Origin of the sequence: Paenarthrobacter sp. NPDC089307, from assembly GCF_040685055.1 — a bacterium.
GTDB lineage: Bacteria > Actinomycetota > Actinomycetes > Actinomycetales > Micrococcaceae > Arthrobacter.
In genome coordinates this window covers 160,178-181,438 of sequence record NZ_JBFBHE010000006.1, presented here as the reverse complement: position 1 = coordinate 181,438, position 21,261 = coordinate 160,178, and the positions used below count along the sequence as shown (strand labels likewise).

17 protein-coding genes are annotated in these 21,261 nt (G+C 60.4%); 13 read left to right on the top strand and 4 right to left on the bottom strand.

The window, feature by feature from the left end; translation table 11 throughout:
• Positions 1-69: 69 nt before the first annotated feature.
• The 6 genes from AB0N72_RS16200 to AB0N72_RS16175 all read left to right on the top strand — a co-directional run bounded on the left by AB0N72_RS16200 (position 70) and on the right by AB0N72_RS16175 (position 7,191).
• Entirely contained in the window at positions 70-1,032 is a 963-nt protein-coding gene (locus tag AB0N72_RS16200; protein ID WP_364081333.1) for a glycosyltransferase family 2 protein, read from the top strand.
• A 3-nt stretch (positions 1,033-1,035) separates the two neighbouring features.
• On the top strand, positions 1,036-2,148 hold the full coding sequence (locus AB0N72_RS16195; RefSeq protein WP_364081330.1) for a glycosyltransferase: 1,113 nt from the start codon (positions 1,036-1,038) through the stop codon (positions 2,146-2,148).
• Between the two features lie 53 nt (positions 2,149-2,201).
• On the top strand, positions 2,202-3,524 hold the full coding sequence (locus AB0N72_RS16190; RefSeq protein WP_363933031.1) for an O-antigen ligase family protein: 1,323 nt from the start codon (positions 2,202-2,204) through the stop codon (positions 3,522-3,524).
• Between the two features lie 180 nt (positions 3,525-3,704).
• A complete protein-coding gene (locus AB0N72_RS16185; protein WP_363933313.1) occupies positions 3,705-5,228 on the top strand; it encodes a polysaccharide biosynthesis tyrosine autokinase in 1,524 nt (507 codons plus the stop codon).
• A 90-nt stretch (positions 5,229-5,318) separates the two neighbouring features.
• Complete coding sequence (locus AB0N72_RS16180) at positions 5,319-6,635, top strand: oligosaccharide flippase family protein (protein ID WP_363933034.1); 1,317 nt, start codon at positions 5,319-5,321, stop codon at positions 6,633-6,635.
• Positions 6,636-6,918: 283 nt separating this feature from the next.
• Positions 6,919-7,191 carry an acyltransferase gene (locus tag AB0N72_RS16175; RefSeq protein WP_364081346.1) on the top strand — a complete coding sequence of 91 codons (273 nt, stop codon included), beginning with the start codon at positions 6,919-6,921 and terminating at the stop codon, positions 7,189-7,191.
• Positions 7,192-7,325: 134 nt separating this feature from the next.
• On the opposite strand, the gene wecB is transcribed toward AB0N72_RS16175, so the two are convergent.
• The 3 genes from wecB to AB0N72_RS16160 all read right to left on the bottom strand — a co-directional run bounded on the left by wecB (position 7,326) and on the right by AB0N72_RS16160 (position 9,576).
• Positions 7,326-8,468: a UDP-N-acetylglucosamine 2-epimerase (non-hydrolyzing) gene (gene wecB, locus AB0N72_RS16170; protein ID WP_364081327.1), complete on the bottom strand. Its 1,143-nt coding sequence runs from the start codon at positions 8,466-8,468 to the stop codon at positions 7,326-7,328.
• A 98-nt stretch (positions 8,469-8,566) separates the two neighbouring features.
• Positions 8,567-9,115, bottom strand: coding sequence for a YdcF family protein (locus AB0N72_RS16165; RefSeq protein WP_363933038.1), 549 nt, complete (start codon positions 9,113-9,115; stop codon positions 8,567-8,569).
• A complete protein-coding gene (locus AB0N72_RS16160) occupies positions 9,112-9,576 on the bottom strand; it encodes an Lrp/AsnC family transcriptional regulator (protein WP_018776870.1) in 465 nt (154 codons plus the stop codon). Before AB0N72_RS16160 ends, AB0N72_RS16165 begins: the two co-directional genes overlap by 4 nt.
• A 172-nt stretch (positions 9,577-9,748) precedes the next feature.
• Here AB0N72_RS16160 and pdhA point away from each other — a divergent pair, with 172 nt between their 5' ends.
• The 3 genes from pdhA to AB0N72_RS16145 are packed head-to-tail and all read left to right on the top strand — an operon-like array spanning position 9,749 to position 13,514.
• Positions 9,749-10,942, top strand: a complete 1,194-nt coding sequence (gene pdhA, locus AB0N72_RS16155) for a pyruvate dehydrogenase (acetyl-transferring) E1 component subunit alpha (RefSeq protein ID WP_363933041.1) — start codon at positions 9,749-9,751, stop codon at positions 10,940-10,942.
• Positions 10,939-12,033, top strand: coding sequence for an alpha-ketoacid dehydrogenase subunit beta (locus AB0N72_RS16150; protein WP_363933043.1), 1,095 nt, complete (start codon positions 10,939-10,941; stop codon positions 12,031-12,033). Before pdhA ends, AB0N72_RS16150 begins: the two co-directional genes overlap by 4 nt.
• A gap of 2 nt (positions 12,034-12,035) precedes the next feature.
• Positions 12,036-13,514: a dihydrolipoamide acetyltransferase family protein gene (locus AB0N72_RS16145; protein ID WP_363933045.1), complete on the top strand. Its 1,479-nt coding sequence runs from the start codon at positions 12,036-12,038 to the stop codon at positions 13,512-13,514.
• A gap of 154 nt (positions 13,515-13,668) precedes the next feature.
• Here the strand turns inward: AB0N72_RS16145 and AB0N72_RS16140 are convergent, their stop codons facing one another.
• Positions 13,669-15,081 carry an MFS transporter gene (locus tag AB0N72_RS16140; RefSeq protein WP_363933047.1) on the bottom strand — a complete coding sequence of 471 codons (1,413 nt, stop codon included), beginning with the start codon at positions 15,079-15,081 and terminating at the stop codon, positions 13,669-13,671.
• A 451-nt stretch (positions 15,082-15,532) separates the two neighbouring features.
• Between AB0N72_RS16140 and AB0N72_RS16135 the strand changes: the two genes are divergently transcribed.
• The 4 genes from AB0N72_RS16135 to AB0N72_RS16120 form a co-directional block, all read left to right on the top strand.
• Positions 15,533-17,749 carry a S8 family serine peptidase gene (locus tag AB0N72_RS16135; RefSeq protein WP_363933050.1) on the top strand — a complete coding sequence of 739 codons (2,217 nt, stop codon included), beginning with the start codon at positions 15,533-15,535 and terminating at the stop codon, positions 17,747-17,749.
• Between the two features lie 160 nt (positions 17,750-17,909).
• On the top strand, positions 17,910-18,782 hold the full coding sequence (locus tag AB0N72_RS16130) for an MBL fold metallo-hydrolase (RefSeq protein ID WP_363933051.1): 873 nt from the start codon (positions 17,910-17,912) through the stop codon (positions 18,780-18,782).
• A gap of 112 nt (positions 18,783-18,894) precedes the next feature.
• A complete protein-coding gene (locus AB0N72_RS16125) occupies positions 18,895-19,968 on the top strand; it encodes a hypothetical protein (protein ID WP_363933053.1) in 1,074 nt (357 codons plus the stop codon).
• A gap of 98 nt (positions 19,969-20,066) precedes the next feature.
• Positions 20,067-21,261, top strand: a 1,195-nt coding sequence (locus AB0N72_RS16120) for a cell wall anchor protein (RefSeq protein WP_364081324.1), incomplete at its 3' end; no start/stop codon positions are given.

The window sequence follows — 21,261 nt, the reverse complement described above, 5'->3', positions numbered from 1 at the left end:
ACAACATGCGATAGTTGATGAGCTGGTCCGCATAGGAGACCCTGTGTTTGGACATGAAGCTAAGAGCGTGTGGTAAAGGGGCGGGTTTTGGGGCAGACAACGATAGACGTATCCGTAGTGATACCGTCCACTGGCCGGGATTCTTTAGGGCGAGCCATCGAGAGCGTCCGAGGGCAGGACTTTCAAGGACACATCGAGTTGGTCGTTGTATTTGACCTTAATGAGGCCTCCACGCCGGTGGAAACTGTGGAGTCCGCGAGGGGCGCAGATAAGGTCCTCTTCACAGGGGGAGGGCGTAAAGGGGGTTTTGCGAGAAATCTAGGCGTTGAGCGATCTTCTGGCACGTGGGTCGCCTTCTTGGACGATGATGACGAGTGGTTCCCGTCGAAGATTACGGAACAAGTTCGAGTCGCCACCCACGAAGAAAGCATGGGGCGCAGGGCCATCGTTGGGTGCCGTGTCGAACAGGTGTCCGGATCGTTCGACTCGAGACACGTTGTCTCAGGCATACCTGCGAAATTGGTCAAACCCAACGACAGGATTGAAAACTACCTTTTCGTCGATCGACGCCCCGGGGCAAAACGTGCGAGCTTTTTTACTTCGACAGTGCTCGCGAGTCGTCGTCTTTGCCAAGAAGTCCGCTGGGATGAGAGCCTTGCGCGACATCAGGACTGGGACTGGCTAGTCAGGGCCAGCAGGGTTGCGGGAACTACGTTTGTGCAGCTGGAAGGGGTTCTGGTTTCTATCCATTTGGGAAGCCAAGGGTCGATTTCGGCAGGGGCGGACTGGCAGGGATCTCTCGCCTGGGCTACCCGCCTTCTGAGACCTCTCGACAAGCGAGTCTACGTAGATTTTCTTGCAGCACAGACTCTTCGATATGCGTTGCAGAAGAGAGACTGGTCCGGAGTGCGTAGCGTGTTATCACATATCGTCGGCACGAGGTCTTTACCAGGTGTCGGACCGATAGCTATAGGTATCGCTGGCGTCGTTCCGCGTGCTTCGCTTCAGTGGCTCATGCAGAAAATTCGATAGAATATGACACACGTAACGGGAGAAATTAGCCCCGCCTCAGGAAGACGCAAGGTCACGATTCTGGTATCCCACCTGGCTCCTGCGTTCGGTATGGAAAGAGTGGCTCTTGCGACCGCGAATTTGCTCGATCAGAGTTACGACGTTGAGATTTTCTGTATTGGAGGATCCCAAGCTGATCGGCGAGTGTATCCCGCCGCGCAACTACTAGGGAGCCCTCTACGGGGATGGAGAAGAACTCTTTCGATTTGGCGCCTTTGGAGGTTGGCACGCACACTCCAGACCGACACAGTTGTGCTCGCCGGTGTTTGGGTCGCTCTACCTTGGCTGGTATTGAGCAATACCCGCAAATTTAAGTCTGTGGTGTGGGAGCACTCGCTGCTAAACAGGCGTGCTAGTAGTTCGATCCAGATGAAAATTCTTGCCGCAGGGGCTCGGATTCTGTATCGAAGGTCCACTACCATTGTCGCGGTCAGCGCGCCATTGAAACGCGATATTGCAAAGCTGACCGGGGTGAATGTGGCAGTCATCCCCAACCCAGTTGACACCCCTGCTGACAACGAGCTCATACGCTCGATGCCGGACGATGACGGTACGCTGATCCGACTTGTCACCGTTGGTTCCTTGACTCCGGTTAAGTCGCAAGAGACATTGATTCGCGCACTCAAACTACTCGATGACAGATTCGTTCTGACCATTGCCGGGACTGGTCCACTGGAGGCAATGCTGCGGAACTTGGCAAGGGACCTGGGGCTTGAAGAACGCGTAGTCTTCGCGGGGTTCTTGGAGGAGCCGCGGCTGCGAGAAGTACTTAGGAGTGCCCATCTGCTAGTTCACTGTTCGCATGTAGAAACATTTGGACTTGTGTACGCGGAGGCGGCGAACGCGGGCTTACCCGTTGTTTCGACGGAGAGCGACGTCGCCCATGAGATGATTCCTTACTTTGTTCCTGGATGGGTCTGCAACTCGGACCCGAGTTCTCTGGCTGAGGAGATTTCCAAGCGCGCAAACGAGCCTCCCTCTACGGACGAGTTGCTTGAGGCGGCTGGTAGGCGTCGTGCTGCATTCGCCAGTGAAAGCGTGCGTAAGAAATGGCAGCAAACAATTGAGAGCTTGTAGGTCGGGACGATTCACAAACTCAAGAGAACCGGAGGGGTGACAGAGTGCAAGTAGTGATTGAGTATACGATCTCCGCCTTGGCATTCGTGGCATTGCTCGCCAACCTTCGCGGGATGATGGCCAGCAAAATGCTGGTCAAGGACTTCGCGGGGGTCCTTGGAGTCATTGGAGTTGTCCTTGGCGGCCTTCTGTATGAAGCGAGACTGATTCCGGTGGGACAGCCGGCACAGTTTGTTATTTTCGGGCTTCTACTGACTGCATCGGTTCTTGCCCTGGCTAGTTACTTCGTGACTCAAAGTCGCCAAGGCACCGATAGCCGACCCACTCTTCAGTTCGCCCCATTCCTACCGGCGATGGTGGCTCTTGCGATGGCTGTGGTGAACGCCGTCGCCAATCCCGACTTGCCTCTTGAGCAGTCGATTGGTCGCTTCTTGGCTGTCTCAATACTCGTGCTGGCGGCGTTCCTAGCATGTTGCGGACAGATTAGTATAAGTGACGTAGGCCGGATATACATTTGTTCATTTCTTTTGATTCTTATATTGTCATCGTTTGTCCGCGACAACTGGCGACCATGCGATATTTTCAAATGCGGACCCTTTGATGCTATATACACCGGACCTTTCTCGTCGGAAAACGGTCTTGCCATTTATGCCTGCGTTGCTTTTCTTTTTGTCTTTAGGACTTGGAAGACGGCACCTTCGATTCTAACTCTTGCCCCAATCTTACTAACTCTATATGCCACGGAATCTCGCACTTCTCAACTCGCCATGGTGCTGGCAGTGGCTGCTTGGGCAGGCCACCTTTTATGGACCAAGTTTCTTTCGCGCCAAAGAGAAGGCAAAACGCTCGCCCTCGGGAATAAGGGGAGTGGTAGTGCGCAATTCTACATACTTGCCGTCGTGACGGTTTTTGTGATCGGCTACTACTTGGTGCTGAATGCTGAACCCACCCAGTTCAGCAATCGAGGCATGATCTGGATTCGAGGTATGGCAGCCTTGGGTGATTCCTGGTGGAGTGGCCTTGGGCTGGATAGGTGGTCTTATCTGCAGGCCATTGGGTTGCTTCCACTGTTGTTCCCCCACAGCGAGTACCTGTTGGTCCTGTTTGGAGGGGGGCTCATAGGGGTCTTGCTGCTTTTTGCAGTCCACGCGACGTCGCTAGCCGCCGCATCCAAGACTGGAGCCGAGTTGGGATTCGCAATCTCATACAACATGTTTTTGTCGGTCTTGGGGCTGACGGAAGCCTACTGGAATCCCATTGCGTTCGATGGTCACACGCTTCTCGTTCTCCCCTTCATTTACCTGACAGCCCGATCCGTGTCAACTAAGAGGTCGCGGTCAATTTCAGACAATGCCGTAAAAGCAGCTTTACAGTGAACGTCAGTCTTGCTCCAGAAGCTACGTGGCTAGCGAAGACGTGTTTGTTTACGAGCTGGAGTATCGGCGGAGCGCGGGTTCCCCTTGCTCAGCCGGTATGATGACACTGGCCACAATGGCGAGAGGGGCTCGCACGTGCAGGCGACTGACTCAATCAATCAAAACGGGGGGACCAGGGCCTTGGATCTACGAGACTATCTTCGCATCTTGCGTCGCAATTGGATGCTGGTTTGCGCGGGCTTGCTGATAGGCCTTATCGGAGGCGCTGGGGTGAGTTTCGCTCTTCCAGCGACCTATACGGCAAGCACCAAGTTGTTTGTGGCAATCCAGAGTTCAGGGTCGGTCCAAGAGCTTCAGCAGGGCAACACTTTTACGCAGGCGCGTGTTCAGTCCTATGTGCAGACAGCGACGACGCCCATCGTTCTGCAGCCAGCCATCCAAAATCTGGGTCTGGACACCAGTCCAGAAGAGCTGAGTAAGCGGATAAAGGTTGCATCCCAGCTGAATACCGTCCTCATTAACATTGAAGTGTCGGATCGTTCCCCAGTTCAAGCGGCGGCCATCGCTCAAGCAGTCGGAAACAGCCTAATTAGTGCCGTCGAGACACTCGAGAAGCCGAAGACCGGTGGAACTTCCCCCGTAAGCCTGTCCGTTGTTACGCCCGCAGTTGCTCCAGATTCACCCTCAGCACCTAATACGAAGCTCAATCTAGTTCTAGGTGTCCTCGGGGGAACGCTTGTAGGTCTGGTCGCTGCCCTGGCGAGGGGCATGCTCGATACGCGAATTCGAGGCGAGGTGGACCTCGAGTCCATAACTGCTGCACCCATTTTGGGCGGTATCGCTTTCGAGCAGACTGCTGTGAAAAAGCCCCTGATCACTCAGATTCCGCGCCAAAGTCCTCGGGCGGAGTCCTTCCGCACCTTGCGGACCAATTTGAAGTTCGCAAATGTTTCGTTCAAGGAAAAGTCATTTGTTGTGACTTCTTCGCTCCCAGGCGAGGGGAAGAGTACGACCGCTACTAACCTCGCTATTGCACTTGCACAGGCCGGCCAGTCAGTGTGCCTTGTAGATGCAGACCTCCGGCGGCCCATGATCGCTGAATATCTTGGTCTCGACCGCACGGTGGGTCTCACCAGCGCTCTCGTGGGGGCCGTTGACGTGAACGACGTCATTCAGCAGTGGGGCGAAGATGACTTGTACGTTATTGCTTCGGGACAAGTGCCTCCGAATCCAAGCGAACTTCTTGGATCCGCTGAAATGCGGCAATTGGTCGATCGTCTCGAGGCAACTTTCGATGTTGTCGTAGTTGACGCTCCCCCCCTACTCCCTGTGACTGACGCTGCAGTTTTAGCGGAACATGTCGGTGGTGTTGTTGTAGTGGTGGGAGTAGGACGGCTTCGCCAGCAAGCTTTGGAACGATCGATGGAGGCACTAGCGCGTGTGGGCGCCAACGTCCTGGGTATAGTCCTCAACAGACTTCCGCATAAGGGGCCAGATGCCTATTCCTATAGCTATGAAGGGCGTGCCGACACTCAGTTCGAGTCAAACGCTCCTAGAAAGCAAAAAGGTCGAGCGTCGGAGGCTGAAGTGTATTCGACGGAGAGCAGCCTGCTCAGGGCAGAGTCGTCTCAACTCACTGGTGCCAACGACGGCGATCTGCGGTTGGCTTCCACATTCCCTGCTCGCCGTGTGGGCGACTCGTAAGACTGATCGACATTCTGCCGGCATTGTTGAACCTAATTTTTGACCCAGTGGCTTGTCGTTTCCGCGTTACGCGCTTCTCAAGGAATTGAAATGACGCTCAATTTGCAGGGATTCCGCAAGAATGTTGTCGGCCTCCTGGCTGGGCAGCTGATGCGATTGGGACTACAAGCCGCATATTTTGTTGTTCTCGCAAGGATGCTCGGCACGTCCGAGTATGGAGCTTTCGCTGCGGCACTGGCTCTCGCGGCTCTAGTGGCCCCTTTTAGTTCATTGGGTGCGCACTCCATAATGGTGCGTAATGTTGCGAGGGCTGCATCCGTTGCAGCGGCTGAATGGCGCAGGGCCTTACTGTACTCTCTCGGGATTGGTCTAATACTAGCCGGCCTCTTGACGGCCTTAGCGGATCTTATTGCTCCTCCAGAGCTTTCTCGTCTAGGGATCTTTTTAGTTGTAGTTGCAGATGTTGTGGGCCTCAAGCTGGTTGAGTTATCCGGTGGGTTGTGGCAGGCGCTTGGTAAGAGCAAGTCCCTTATCGTCTTACCTGCACTTGTTAACAGCCTGCGCTTACTTGCTGCTGTCGGTGCACTTTTTTTGGCGCCCCAGATCGAGCTGGAACAATGGTGCCTCATTTATCTTGCTGCCACACTGCCCATTGGTGTGGCTTCCGGCCTTTACACGTCGATCAAGTTGGGAAAAAGTCGGTCCAGCCTACTACTTCGTTGGCGTGACATCCGTGAGGGTATTCTTTTCTCCGTGGCAACGTCGGCGCAAAATGTCTACAACGACATTGACAAAGCAATGCTTGCTCGGCTTGGTAATGTAACTCAGGCTGGCCTCTATTCGGCTGCCTACAGAGTTATAGATATGGGCTATGCCCCCATCAGAGCGGTAGCGTCTGCGGCTTATCCGCTCTATTTCCGTGAAGGTGAGCATGGTCTCGTCTCGGCCATGGCCCTTACTCGGAGAATCGCTCCTGCGGTGTTGTCGCTGGGTGCGGTTGCAGCCGTTGGCGCCTTTTTTGTAGCCCCTTTGACGCCGCTGCTTTTGGGGAGCGAGTTTTCCGGGGCTATTGTGCTGGTTCAACTACTGTCGCCACTAATTGTGCTGCGAGGCGTGTCTTATCTGGCGGCTGATACCCTGACAGGGTGTGGCAGACAGGCCTTCCGAACTGCCGCCCAAGTTGGAACCGCTGTAGTCAACGTGGCGTTGAACTTTCTCTTTATTCCCATGCTCGGTGTAATGGGTGCTGTTGTAGTTACGCTGGTCTGTGAAACGCTTCTTGCCACAGTTCTATGGCTATATATTGGTCTTTCTTTACGGCGCCTCCGTAGCCGCCGTGGCCGGAGGCGTATGGCTTCGCGTGAAATCCACGGGCAAAAGATGACGCCTGTCGGCCGCCCAGAGTAGAAAGTCTTGGAAAGGATAGACAAACACCGTGACTAATTCGCTCCGTCTCGCAGTCTACTGGCTCGTGGCAAAGAATCTACCCGCTTCAACTTCTCCTGGAGGTGCCTTCTGGCGTTCTGTGAGAGGCCGGGTAGCTGCACCGCTTTTTTTGAAGGCAGGCCGATCGATAAATGTTGAACACGGCGCCTCTTTCGGTAAAGGCAACAGAGTCCGCATTGGTGACCGATCAGGGCTAGGAATTAATGCCCGTCTCGACGGGCCGGTAACTATCGGGAACGATGTGATGATGGGTCCCGACGTCATGATCTTTGCCTTGGGGCATGAGTTCACTAACATCGACAGACCGATGATCCAGCAAGGCATGACAGCACCTCGGGAGGTCGTTATCGAAGACGACGTCTGGATTGGTGCCAGGGCGATAATTCTGCCTGGCGTTCGGGTTGGCCGCGGTTCAGTGGTGGCTGCAGCCGCAGTCGTCACCAAGTCAGTACCGCCTTTTTCTGTCGTGGCAGGAAATCCGGCTCGGGTTGTCAAGTCTCGAGCTGATTGCCCTTAGACAATAACTGCTCACATTTCCAATTTCTGGATGACTGGATTTGAGCGCTGACGTGCCAGAAGCAGCTCGCGGTGGTAAGTCGGCTTTGGCATGACCCGTTGGTGTCTCCAGACTCTGGGCTGGAGAATCCCGCCTTAACCCACCCGCTCCATCCCGAACTCCTCCGCGCGCTTGCCCACGCCCAGCAACTCAGCAATGGCCGCGATGGTCCGCGCCGCAGCCAACCCGTCCCCGTAAGGGTTCACCGCGTTCGCCATGGCCTCAAAATGGGAATCGTCGTGCAGCAGCCGGCTCACCTCGGCCACGATCCGCTCTTCATTCGTACCGATCAACGCAACCGTCCCGGCTTCTACGGCTTCGGGGCGCTCAGTGTTGTCGCGCATCACCAAGACGGGCTTACCCAGGCTGGGAGCTTCTTCCTGAACACCACCCGAGTCGGTCAGGACGACGTGAGCCAGTGAGAGCATCCGGGTGAACTCTCCGTAGGCCAATGGCTCTGTGACCAGCACGTTCGGCTTACCTTCCAGAGCAGGCAGCACGGCCTCACGCACCACTGGGTTCTTGTGGGCCGGCAGCACGATCGTCAGGTCCGGCTCGGCGTCGGCAATCCGGGCGAGGGCCCGTCCAACCCCGCGCATGGCATCGCCCTGGTTCTCGCGGCGGTGCGTCGTCACCAACAGAACGCGCCGGCCACTCAAAGCCAGAGCCTCCAGTGCAGGATCAGAGAACGGAACCTGCTTGTCCACGGTGGTCAGCAATGCATCGATCACGGAGTTACCCGTGACCACGATGTCAGCAGCAGCAACACCCTCGGCCAACAGGTTCGCCCGGCTGGTGGTGGTCGGTGCCAGGTGAAGGGAAGCGATCTGGCTGGTGATCTTGCGGTTCGCTTCTTCCGGGAACGGTGAGAGCAGGTTCCCGCTGCGGAGGCCGGCCTCTACGTGGACCACGGGAATGCCGTGATAGAAAGCCGCGATGGCGCCGGCGGTAGAGGTAGTGGTGTCGCCCTGGACAATCACGGCATCCGGCCGGACAGATGCAAACAAGGAGTCGAGCCCGCTCATGGTGCGGGTCATGATGTCCGTGAGGGACTGACCGGGCTGAAGAATGTTGAGGTCGTGATCCGGAGTGATGCCGAACAGCTCATTGACCTGGTCCAGCATTTCGCGGTGCTGTCCCGTGACGGTGACAACGCACTCGAAGAGCTCGGACCCCATCAATGCTCGGACAATCGGTGCCATTTTGATGGCTTCCGGCCGCGTCCCAAAAATAGGCATGATGGTGTGCACGTTTTCCCCCATAAAGACCGGCCCAAAGGCGCCCGAAACTAGTGCAATCCTAACCGCTCAAAAGCCCCGGAAATTCACCAGAACCCTTAGCATTCCGGGCGCAACCAGACATCAAACAGTCCGCCTGTTTCCACCACGAACCGCCACAGCCAACCAGCGGGGGAGAGGTGCGGTTCAGTGCCCACCATGTGCACGTCGGCAGCTATGCATTGCTTCATCAAAGTGCCTGCCCGGAGCACGTGGTAATCGGACGTCACCACCGTCACCGACTTCCAACCACGTTCCGCGGCGAGCTCACGAAGCCGGTCAGCCTCGCCCCGGGTGTTCAGCGGATCAGGACGGAAGCAATCAAGGTGGGCTTCGCCGTCGTGCGCTTCACAAAACTCGTCCGAACCGGCGTTGGCGGGCAAGCCGGTAGTGACCACCACCAAGTCCGGGATATCCAGCTGCTCCCGCAAGGACAATCCCACCGGGAGGCGTTCGCTGCTCATGCCGCCCAACACCACAATCGCGTCGGTCCGTTGAGGAGCGGCGTGTGGCGGGTTATGGAAGACCTGGTAGGCAGCAATCAGCCATAGGAGCCCGGCAAGCACGGCAGCTACCAACGTCCAGGCAACTTTCCGCTGGAACGTCACCGCGTATCAACGTCTTCGAACACCAGGAACGTTTGGGTATCCAGGATGCCCTCCATGGACTGCAGCTGATCGAAGATCACGCGGCGGAGATGGATGTTGTCCGTGGCGCGGACCAAAAGGATGACGTCGAAGTCGCCACCCACCAAGGCAATGTGGTGGATCTCCGGGATGGCCCGCAGCTGCTCCTTCAGCTCACGCCAGGAATGCTGCTGGACCTTCAACGTCACGTACGCGGAGGATCGCAGGCCCGCCTTGATGGGATCCACCAGCGCCGTGAACTTGGTCAGCACGCCCTCGCCGGTGAGCCGGGCGATCCGCGAATACGCGTGGGCGCGGCTGATGTGCACGTTCTCGGCCACCTGCGTGATGGACATGCGCCCATCGGTGGTGAGTTCGCGGATGATGTCCCGGTCCACACTGTCCAGCGGTACGGCGGTTTGCTCCGCCTCGGCCTCACTCAAAGCAGGCTCCAATTCGTCTACGGCACAGGCGCGTAACCCAGCTCACAATTACAATTTGTCTTTCAGACTACCCAGTTTAGGCAAGGGCTTCCATGATTTGGACGAAAGCTGGATACGAAAGTTCACCGGGGAACATACTGGAAGCACATAGTGGCTAGAGAAGGACGGACCAATGACGATCCATGCAGACCACTCTGCGCCGGAAACGGCAGTAGAGGACCCAGCTGCTGACGTTCGGACAAAATTCGGCATCAGCGTTGAGGACTACATGCTCCCAGCCCGGCACCAGATCCAAATGGTGAACCCGGACGGCACCCTCCGCCCGCATGACGAGCAAGGCACCGAACCCGGCCACGAGTACCCCACGCCCAGCGACGCTGAACTGATGGCCGCTTACGAGCAGCTCGTCGTCGGACGTCGCGTCAACGACCAGAACTCGGCGTTGGTCCGGCAGGGCCGCATGGCCGTCTACCCCTCAAGCCACGGCCAGGAAGCCTGCCAGGTTGCAGCTGCCATGTGCCTCAAGGAAGGTGACTGGCTGTTCCCCACCTACCGTGACGCCGTCGCCGTCATGACCCGCGGGGTGGACCCCGTTGAGGTGATGACCATCTTCCGCGGCGACTGGCACGGCGGATACGACCCCAAAGAGCACAACGTCGGCATCCAGTGCACGCCGCTCACCACCCAGCTGCTGCACGCCGTCGGCGTCGCCCACGCCGCCAAGCTGCGCGGCGAGGACACGGTTGTGATGGCCATGTGTGGCGACGGTGCCACCAGTGAAGGCGACTTCCACGAGGCACTGAACTTCGCCGCCGTCTTCCACCTGCCCGTCATCTTCTTCGTGCAGAACAACAAGTACGCCATCTCGGTACCGCTCAGCCACCAGTCCGTGGCGCCGTCGCTTGCCCACAAAGCTGTTGGCTACGGCATGGCGGGGGAGCGCGTTGACGGCAACGACCTCGTCGCGCTGCTCGCCGTGATGGACCGAGCCGTGAAGCTGGCCCGCGAAGGATCCGGTCCTTTGCTGATCGAGGCCCACACCTACCGGATGCAGGCCCACACCAACGCCGACGACGCCACCCGCTACCGTCCGGACAGTGAAGTGGCCGAATGGCAGGCCAAGGACCCACTGACCCGCATGAAGTCCTACCTGGAGGACAAGGGCCTGCTGGACGACGCCGCCTCCACGCGGATCGCCGAACACGCGGAAGCCGTGGCAACCCAGCTCCGCGAAGGCCTGGGCGAGGAAGTACCCGTGCAACCGTTGGACCTCTTCAAATACGTCTTCGACAAGCAAACCCCGCAGTTGAAAGAACAGTCTGAGCTGCTGGCCAGCGAACTTGCCCGCGAGGAGAGCGCAAAATGACAGCGACCACCACCTCTGCCACCACCGCCAACGTCAGCGCCGCCACCGCAAACGCCGCAGCCTCCGCCGCGGCCACCGCCGAAGCGACCGGCCCGCAGAGCCTCACCATGGCCAAGGCACTCAACACCGCAATGGCAGACGCAATGCGTGCCGACTCTTCCGTGCTGGTCTTCGGCGAAGACGTCGGAATGCTCGGCGGCGTCTTCCGCATCACCGACGGACTCATGGCCGAATTCGGCGAACAGCGCTGCTTCGACACCCCACTGGCTGAATCGGGCATCGTCGGCATGGCCGTGGGTATGGCCATCAACGGCATGCGCCCCGTCATCGAAATGCAGTTCGACGCCTTCGCCTACCCGGCCTTCGAACAGATCGTCAGCCACGTGGCCAAGATGCACAACCGCACCAAGGGCAAGCTCAAAATGCCCATGGTCATCCGTGTTCCCTACGCCGGCGGCATCGGGGGAGTGGAGCACCACTGCGATTCCTCCGAGTCCTACTACGCCCACACCGCCGGCCTGAAGGTCTACACCCCGGCGACCGTGGCCGACGGCTACCGCATGCTGCGCGAAGCCATCGACTCCGATGACCCTGTGATGTTCATGGAACCCAAGAAGCTCTACTGGTCCAAGGACCAGGTGGACTTGGGTGCCTTGCGCGCAGAGCACGACGCCGGGACCTCCACCGAGGGCCGCGCGGCTGTCGCCCGTCCCGGCACGGACGCCACGCTCATCGCCTACGGTCCGTCCGTTCCCACCGCGCTTGCCGCCGCAGCTGCCGCCGCCGAAGAGGGGCGCTCGCTGGAAGTCATCGACGTCCGCACCATCGTCCCTTTCGACGACGAAACCGTCTGCGCGTCCGTACGCAAGACGGGACGCGCCGTCGTGATCGCTGAAGCGCACGGCTTCGCCTCCGTCTCCTCCGAGATCGTGGCCCGCGTCCAGGAACGCGCGTTCCACTACCTGGCCGCGCCCATCCTCCGCGTGACCGGCTTCGATGTCCCCTTCCCGTCTCCCAAGCTGGAGCACTACTACCTGCCAAGCGTCGACCGCATCCTCGACGCCGTCGACGACCTTCAGTGGGAGGACTAACCATGAGTTCAGATATGCAGGTCTTCCGTCTGCCCGACCTCGGAGAAGGGCTCACCGAAGCCGAACTGGTGAACTGGCTGGTGGCCGTGGGCGACGAGATCGTGGTCGATCAGCCAATCGCCGAGGTCGAGACCGCCAAGTCCATGGTGGAGGTGCCCTCGCCTTACGCCGGCACCGTCGCCGAACTGCACGGTGAAGCAGGCCAGACGCTCGACGTCGGCAAGCCGCTGATCTCGATCGCCCGCGCTGGTGCCGGTTCGGGTTCGCCCGCTGCCGCGGCCCCCGCTGCGGTCTCGCCTGGTTCCGTGGATCCTTCGCCGGTGTCCTCGGGTCTGGACGTATCGCCGGCCGTCGAAGCTGCGGCCGAGACGTACCGGACCGAGGAGAAGGCAGGCTCGGGGAATGTGCTGATCGGTTATGGCACGCCCGGGGGAGCTACCGGTGGCCGGACCCGGCCGCGCAAGGGGAGTGTGGCTGTTGCCGAACACGCAGCTGCGCCTGGCTTGGTGGCTGAACCTGCCCTGGAGCCGGCTGTGGCTGGGACGCGGATCCCGGGCAAGCTGAGCGCCGTCATCTCTCCGCTGGTTCGCAAGATGGCTCGCGACCACGGTGTTTCCCTTGACGCGATCGAGGGCTCGGGCGCGAGTGGGCTGATCATGCGCCGGGATGTTGAAGCTGCGATTTCTGCGCCGGAAGCTTTGGTTGCTCCGGCTGCGGCTCCTGCTGCTGCTCCGGCCGCGGCCGCTGAGGGGGCCGTTGATGGACGGACTGGATTGGCTGTCTCGGCCCGGACTCCCGTGCGTGGGGTCCGTAAGGCCGTGGCGGCGAACATGACGAAGAGCCGTTCGGAGATTCCGGAGGCCACAGTCTGGGTGGACGTGGATGCCACCGCCCTGCTGGACATGCGCGCCGAGCTGAAGAAGCGTGCGCCGCAAGATACCCCGGGCCTACTCGCCTTCATCGCTCGTTTTGTCACGGCTGGGTTAAAAAAGTACCCGGCCCTGAACACGCGCTTTGAAACTGCTTCCGATGGATCCCAGGAGATCGTGGGCTTTGACGGCATCAACCTCGGATTCGCCGCACAAACAGACCGCGGGCTCGTGGTCCCGTCTGTACGGAATGCGCACGAAATGAGTGCCCGGGAACTGGACGCAGAGATCCGGCGATTGACCGCCGTCGCGCGTGACGGAAAGGCGACCCCCACCGAACTTGGCTCCGGCACCTTCACGCTGAACAATTATGGCGTTTTCGGCGTGGACGGCTCGGCCGCGATCATCAACTACCCCGAGGTCGCGATGCTCGGCGTGGGCCGCATCATCGACAAGCCTTGGGTGGTCAACGGTGAACTCGCGGTCCGCAAAGTCACTGAACTGACCCTGGCCTTCGATCACCGCGTATGCGACGGCGAAACCGCCGCAGGCTTCCTCCGCTACGTGGCCGACGCGATCGAAAACCCCGGCGGCGCCCTGGCGGACATGTAACCCCCTCTCACGTCCCAAGTGCTTGAGCGGGTCGCTCGCTCACGTCCCAAGTGCTTGAGCCGGTCGCTCGCTCAATGGCGTGTGACGGCATACGTGAAAAGGACCCCGACGTGAAGTCGGGGTCCTTTTCTGTAGGTCACTGCACAAATGTTGCTCAGTGCTTGAAGTCCGCTGAAATCTCCGCGAGCGTGCGCCCCTTGGTCTCAGGAGCGAGCCATTGCGAGAGGGCAGCGCCGAGTAATGCGACGGCGGAGGCTACCACCATGCTTGCGCCCATGCCGATGTTGGCGATCGCCCAAGGCAGGGCGAAGGTGCCAAGTGCGGCTCCGATGCGGCTGAAGGATGCGGCGAAGCCCATGCCAACGCCACGCAGGTGGCCAGGGAATACCTCGGCCGGATAGACCTGGGTCATCGTGGTGTAGCTGGCATTGAAGAAGGAGAAGGCAAGAAACAGGACGAGCACGAGGATTGCTGGCGCGTCTGCCCAGACTCCGATGACCAGCAGGATGCCTGCGCAGAGCCACTGCCCGGGCACAGTGAGGATTCGGCGGCCAAGCTTGTCAATCAGAAGAACGCTGGTGACAACGCCCGCGACCGCAAGTGCGGACAGGCCGACTCCACCGGCCCAGCCGCCGCCGAAGCCGAATTGGTTGAGCACCTCGTCGGCGAAGGTCGCGATTGCGAAGTACGGAGTGACCGCGCAAAACCAAAAACCTGCAGTGAAGAGGGTGGCGCGCCAGTTCTGCCTCGAGAACAGCATTCCGAAGGAGGCGTTCTTGATTTTGGTCCCAGTCTTCGCGGCTTCCGCCTCCTGGATCATCCTCAGATCCATCTCTCCAGTGATGCTGTCGTGCATCTGGGGCGATTCGACGTATCTGTGTGCGATCGCGAGTGCTTCCTGATGCCGTCCCTTCGTAATAAGCCAGCTCGGCGACTCGGGGAGGCCGATGCGGGCGAGGAACAGGACGAGTGCGAGTATCGTGCTCGTGCCGAGTACCAGGCGCCAGGGGGTGCCGGCGTCGTGCAGGAGCGTGCCGATGATGAATGCCATCATGAAACCGACGTACCAGGCGACCAGGGTCAGCCCGAGCAATCGCCCGCGGAGCTTCGGAGGGGAGAACTCTGATAGCAACGGCCCACCGATTGAGTATTCGCCACCGATCGCGACGCCCATGAGGAACCGGATGGCGGCAAGCTGGATCACGGCCCCGTCCCCGGAGGTTATGAAGAACTGGGCCGCTGAGGCTAGCAGGAACAGGCCCATGTCCACGAGGAACATGGGCTTGCGTCCGAACTTGTCAGTAGCCCACCCGGCCAGCGGGGAGCCGACGAAGATGCCAACCAATGGGCCTGCGGCGATCATGCCCAGCGACAGTGCGTCGAGCTGGAGATCTGACCGCATGAGTCCGGTGACGGGGCCGATGATTCCGAGGATGTACCCGTCGAGGAACATCCCGCCGATGAAGACAGCGACAAGCCGCACCATGAAGCGGCGTTTGAATCTGGAGCTGGTCTCTTTTGCTAAAGAGGCGTCGACGGAGTCCGTCGTCCTGGTCGGATGGATCATTGAAACTTGTTCCCTTCTGGCTTCAGCGCAAATCGCTGACGGCACCAGAGCGCCGTTGCATAAACGGACAGCCGCAGCCCAAAGCGAGCGGTGGACGATCGACTGGCTCGATGCCAACCGATATGGCCGCAAAGGACGTGCGAGATGACTTCCGTGTCGTCGTAGGTCGCTGGTCCTCGAGGCGAGGTCTATCCAAATGTGACATACGACTCATATATCAGAACTTTAGAGGTGTCCTCCGTCACGGTCAAGGGTTTGACGGGATAAAACCTCGCAAACCGCCGAATCTCCCCATGTCCCGCAACCCGCAGATGTTCTGCGCGTCACAATTCGTGCCGCTTACATCCAAGAGCCGATAGTCCGCTTACAATTTCCTGGGGGTCAGCTGGTGGTCTCCAGTTGTCCGCGATCAGCCGCTCAGAGCTGCCCGCGATTTTCCCTAGGATGCCCAGTGAATAATCCCCGACTCCGCCCTTTAAGGACCATTGGCTTAGCCGTAGCCACGCTTCTGATCAGCGGAGGGCTGGCCGTCCAGCCAGCTGTTGCCGATCAGATCAACATCATCCCGAGCACCCCGAAGGTCCTCAAAGCGACCCCCGATACCCCCACTGACCAATTCATCGTGGGCATTCGGGACAGTGCGGCCCAAACAGCCGCAGTGAAGGCCGAGAACGCCGCGGACCGCGCTGCAACCAAGCTGGGCGTCCAAGCCAAGAGTTCCCGCCAGAATGCCACTGGCGGCCATGTCATCAAACTCGACGAAGCGCTTTCGGTATCTGAAGCCCAGGCCTTCGTTGAAACCCTCCGGGCAGATGCCAACGTGGCTTACGCAGAGCCCGACGCCATCATGCGCCCGACCTCACATTCGCAGGACTACGGGTACTTGGAGCAGTGGAACCTGTGGGACAACTACGCCGGTATCCGGACCCCGGGCGCGTGGGACTACAACCACGGCGAAGGCGTAGTGGTGGCGGTAGTCGACACCGGCATCACCAGCCACCCGGAACTTAACGCGAACGTGCTGCCCGGCTACGACATGATTTCCAGTGCTGCAGATGCACGGGATGGAAACGGCCGCGACCCCGATCCCACCGACCAGGGTGACTGGGTACCCGCGGAAGAGTGTGAAGCCGGCAGCCCTGCCCTGAACTCTTCCTGGCACGGAACCCACGTGGCTGGAATCGTGGCCGCGCTGGGAAACAACAAAATCGGCATCTCCGGCGTTGCTCCAAACGCCAAGATCCTTCCGGTCCGGGCCCTCGGCGTCTGTGGCGGGTACACATCGGACATCGCCGATTCGATCATTTGGGCTGCAGGTGGCGTGGTTACTGATGTTCCCCTGAACCCCAACCCGGCCAAGGTGATCAACCTTAGCTTTGGCGGCACCGCAGCGTGCTCCGCCACCTACCAGAATGCCATCAATACTGCGTACAACGCAGGCGCCGTTGTTGTGGCCTCTGCCGGAAACTCCAACGTTCCCGCAGCTGATGCAAGTCCTGCAAACTGCCAGAACGTGATTGCCGTGGGAGCCAGCGATAAGGCTGGAGCCCGCGCCGTGTACTCCAACTACGGCCCCACCGTGGACATCACCGCACCCGGCGGCGACATGTCAGTTGACGTCAGCAACGGCATCCTGTCCACGCTGAACTACGGGACCACCACTCCGGGCGAACCCGCCTTCGCATGGATGGAGGGCACCTCCATGGCCGCTCCCCACGTGGCAGGCGTCGCGGCACTCCTCATGTCCGCAGAAGGCGGCACCGTCACTCCTGCCCAAGTGGAACAGCAGCTCAAAGAGTCGGCCAGGCCCCTGCCCGGCGGCTGCTCGGCCGGATGCGGTGCTGGACTTGTGGATGCGACGGCAGCCCTGAAGAAGTTCGGCGGGACCGCTCCTGCTGCAGCGCCGAACAAGAAGCTCACCGACTTCAATGGCGACGGCACCAGCGATGTCATTGCCCGCGATGGCAGCGGCGCGCTGTGGCTTTACCGTGGCAACGGCTACGGAGGCTGGAAGGGCGCCCGCACCCAGATCGGTGTCGGCTGGAACGGAATGACGTCCATCGAAGCACCTGGTGACTTCAACGGCGACGGCTACGCTGACGTCATCGCCCGCGACGGCAACGGCGTGCTCTGGCTCTACCCGGGCAACGGCTGGGGTGGCCTGCTGGGCGCCCGCCAGATCGGCGCCGGCTGGAACGTGATGACCTCCATCAAGGCCTCGGGCGACTTCAACGGCGACGCAACAGCAGACATTATCGCCCGTGATTACAACGGTGTTCTCTGGCTCTACCCGGGCAACGGTTCCGGCGGTTGGCTGCAGGCCCGCCAGATTGGCGCGGGCTGGAACGTCATGACAGCCATCGACGGCGTGGGCGACTTCAACGGCGACGGCAAAGCCGACGTCATTGCCCGCAATGGTTCGGGAGCCCTGTTGCTGTACCCGGGCAACGGCGCGGGTGGCTGGCTTGCCACCAGCCAGATCGGTTCCGGCTGGAACATCTTCAATGCCCTTGAAGCACCGGGCGATTTCGACGGCGACGGCAAGGTTGACGTCCTCGGGCGCACCACCGGCGGAGACCTGGTCCTGTACGCGGGCAACGGTTACGGATGGTGGCTGTACTCCGCGCAGGTAGGCGCTGGCTGGAACGTGATGACCGCGCTCCTCTAGCCTTCAGACCAGAAACAGGGACCTCGATCAACTGATCGGGGTCCCTGTTTTTGTCTGCATCGTTTGACCAAAAATGCTGTGCCCCGCGCTTCCTCCCACCTATCCGTGGGTAGAGTAGAGGCCTGAACATCGCCGGATTGCAGTGGATACGGAGAACGCATTGTCAGCTTGGCTGGAACTTGGACCGGACAACTACGTTTTGGCAACTGAGGGATCGTTGCTCAACACGGGACTGGTGGTGGGCTCGGAGCTCGCCATGGTCATCGATACCGGATGCGGCCCGCGCCAAGGCCGGGAAATCCTCGCTGCAGTGCGTGAAAAGACCCAGCTCCCGCTGGTGGTGGTGAACACCCATGCGCATTACGACCACTTCTTCGGTAACGCTGTTTTTGCTGACGACGGCGTCACGGAGTTTTGGGCGCACGCCAACTGTGCGGCAACCATCGAACGCGACGCCGACAACCAGCGACGCTTCGTGGCCACCAACGAACCTGAGATGGCAGCGGGGGAGGGCGACGCCGTCGAGATTGTTGTCCCGAACGCGCTGGTCCACGACCAGCCTGTGCTCGTTGACCTGGGCGGCATCACCGTCACGCTGTTCTACCTGGGCCGTGCCCACACCGATGGTGACCTCCTTGTAGGAACCAGCTCCACCCTGTATGTGGGAGACCTGGTTGAGCAGGGCGCGCACCCGTCGTTCGAAGATTCTTACCCTGAAGAATGGGCCGATGCCTTGCGGCACATCTCCGCGTTGCGCCACCGGTACGAATTCCTGGTTCCTGGCCACGGCCACCATGTGAGCGACGAGTTCGTCAAAACCATGGCCGACACCATGGGCACCGCCGTCCGTCAGGCAACCCAGTCCATTCGCGACATGCCCTCCGACGCCACCAAGGCCATTCCCGTGCTGCCATACGGTCCGGAGCAGTCGCGCTGGTTCATCAAGAGGTTGCAGGAAACCAATGCCCAAGGACGGACGACGCTGGGGACGGCGGACTTCGGCCCGGGGAAAACAGGTTCCTACCCGTCATAAACAAGGTTCCTTACAAATTTGTCATCTTCTTTACTCCGAACCATGGACTATTTCGATAGTTCTTCTTAGGATGAAGGCGACCATTGGTTCGCGACTACCTGGGGGTGTCGAGATGAGGGGTTCACGCGTTTTCCCGCGTGCTGCCAGCATTCTCCGCTCTGTCATGGTCGCGGGCGCAGGCACCGCAGTCTGGATGGCACTTTCCGCCACCGCCGCAAATGCGGATACCGGCACTGCCGACGAGCACCTCTTGGAGAGCACGGGTTCTTCCAGCGCCATCAGCGTTCCGTTGCCGGATGTCGCCTTGCCCAATGCCGTCAAAGGATTGCTCCCCGCGGACCAGATCAGCGTCCCCCTGCCTGCAGTCACCCCGGTGGTTCAGAACGTCGGGAGCACGCTGGATCATCTGGTCAGTGCAGTGCCTGTGACAAACCAGGCGCTGCCCGCTGACACAGTGGGAACCATCGTGAACACGGTGGTGGTGCCGGTCACCGACCCCGTGGACCACACCGTGAACGTGGTTGTTCCGCCGGTGAACTCAGCACTGGAACCAGTGCGGTTGGAGCCTGTGACGGATGCAGTCAACCCGGTTGTGGAGCCGATCGTGGGCGCGGTTGATACTGCCCTGCCGCCTCTTGATTCAGTGGTGCCGCCAGTATCCATCCCACCCGTGGCCGTGCCGCCCGTGGTTGTCCCGCCGGTTACGGTCCCTGCAATCGAGCTGCCAGCCGTGCCCGGTACCGATGGGGCAGTAGCCGCAGCAGTCCCGGACGCTGGCACCTTGCCGGCAGCCGCCGTCGTAAGTTCAACGGACACCACGGACGCAGACCTTCAATCCAAACTGTCCGCACCGTCAACAGCTGTTGGAGCTGCTGCCGACGCCTCACCGTGGGTGATGTCGACGCGCGCCTTTGGCCCAGGTGGGATCACGGCAGTGCTCGGCGGAGCCTCCTCGCCCGCTGAGCCTGCTGCACCCTCGGGACTGCCCGGGGATCGCGACGCCGTTCCGTCGGGCCTTGCCGGCAGCGGTTCGGGCAGTTCTTCAAACGGACCACCAAGCCCGGCGGCAGCCTTCCTCAACGCCGCCCTGATCATTCCCGCCGATGCATTTCCTGGCCTCACGACGGCCAGCGATGACCAGCATCCAAAGCCGGTTTCATTCGATCCCGGCTCCTCTCCTGACTAGGTCCCCGGCCTTGCTGCACCAACTTTCGCGGCAGACGGCACTACAGACGATCCGTGATCGGACGTCTCCGGGAACAAGACCTTCAGGAGAAAAACACCATGAATACGACCATTCGCAAGTGCCTGATCGGCACCTGCTTTGCCGGGGGCATGATCGTCCTCAGCGCCACCGCGGCAAACGCCGCGGACACCACCAGCGGCAAGGACGGACTCCTTTCCGGCACTCAGGTGGTGGCGCCAGTAACAGCGCCCGTCAACCTCGGCGCAACATCTTTGGGCCTCGTGGGGAACTCAGCAGCAAGCAGTTCGGCTGCACCTGCTGCCGGTCCGGGTTCAGCGCCCGCCACCACCAACGGCTCCAACGGCATCGGCTCCGGAACGCAAGTTGTAGCTCCGGTGACGGTGCCCGTAAATCTGGGCTCGTCGTCAGTGGGTCTGCTGGGGGGTTCCACTGCGGCGAGCTCAGCCACGCCTGCCGCCCCGGCAGGGGCAACAAGTTCGACGCCGGCAGCCACCACCGGAGGCGCCAACGGTATCGCTTCGGGAACCCAAGTTGTGGCACCGGTGACGGTCCCCGTCACGGTGGGCTCGACGTCGGCCGGGGTGCTGGGCGACTCGGCTGCAACTTCAGGTTCAGCAACTCCTGCGCCGGCCCAAGCGCCTGCGCAGGCAACGACGTCGGGGGGAGAGGGTATCGCGTCCGGCGCTCAGGTAGTGGCTCCGATTACGGTCCCTGTTAATGTCGGAGCCACTGCCGTGGGTGTTGCTGGGGATTCCTCGGCTACGTCCGGTTCGGCTGGTTCCACGGGTGCTGCGGCTCCTGCTGCTTCGGGTGGTTCGACTTCCGGCGCTGGCGGTATTGGTTCGGGTACGCAGGTTGTGGCTCCGATTTCCGTTCCGGTTGGCCTCGGTTCCACCGCGGCTGGTGTGCTGGGTGATTCCTCGGCCACCTCGGGTTCGGCTGGTTCCACGGGTGGTACGGCTCCTGGTGCCTCTGGTGCTGCGCCTGCCTCGACTTCCGGCGCTGGCGGTGTTGGTTCGGGTACGCAGGTTGTGGCTCCGATTTCGGTTCCGGTAGGGGTGGGTTCCACGTCGGCTGGTGTGCTGGGTGATTCCACTGCCACCTCGGGTTCGGCTGGTTCTACCGGTGGTACGGCTCCTGCTGCTTCGGGTGGTTCGACTTCCGGCGCTGGCGGTATTGGTTCGGGTACGCAGGTTGTGGCTCCGATTTCGGTTCCGGTAGGGGTGGGTTCCACGTCGGCTGGTGTGCTGGGTGATTCCACTGCCACCTCGG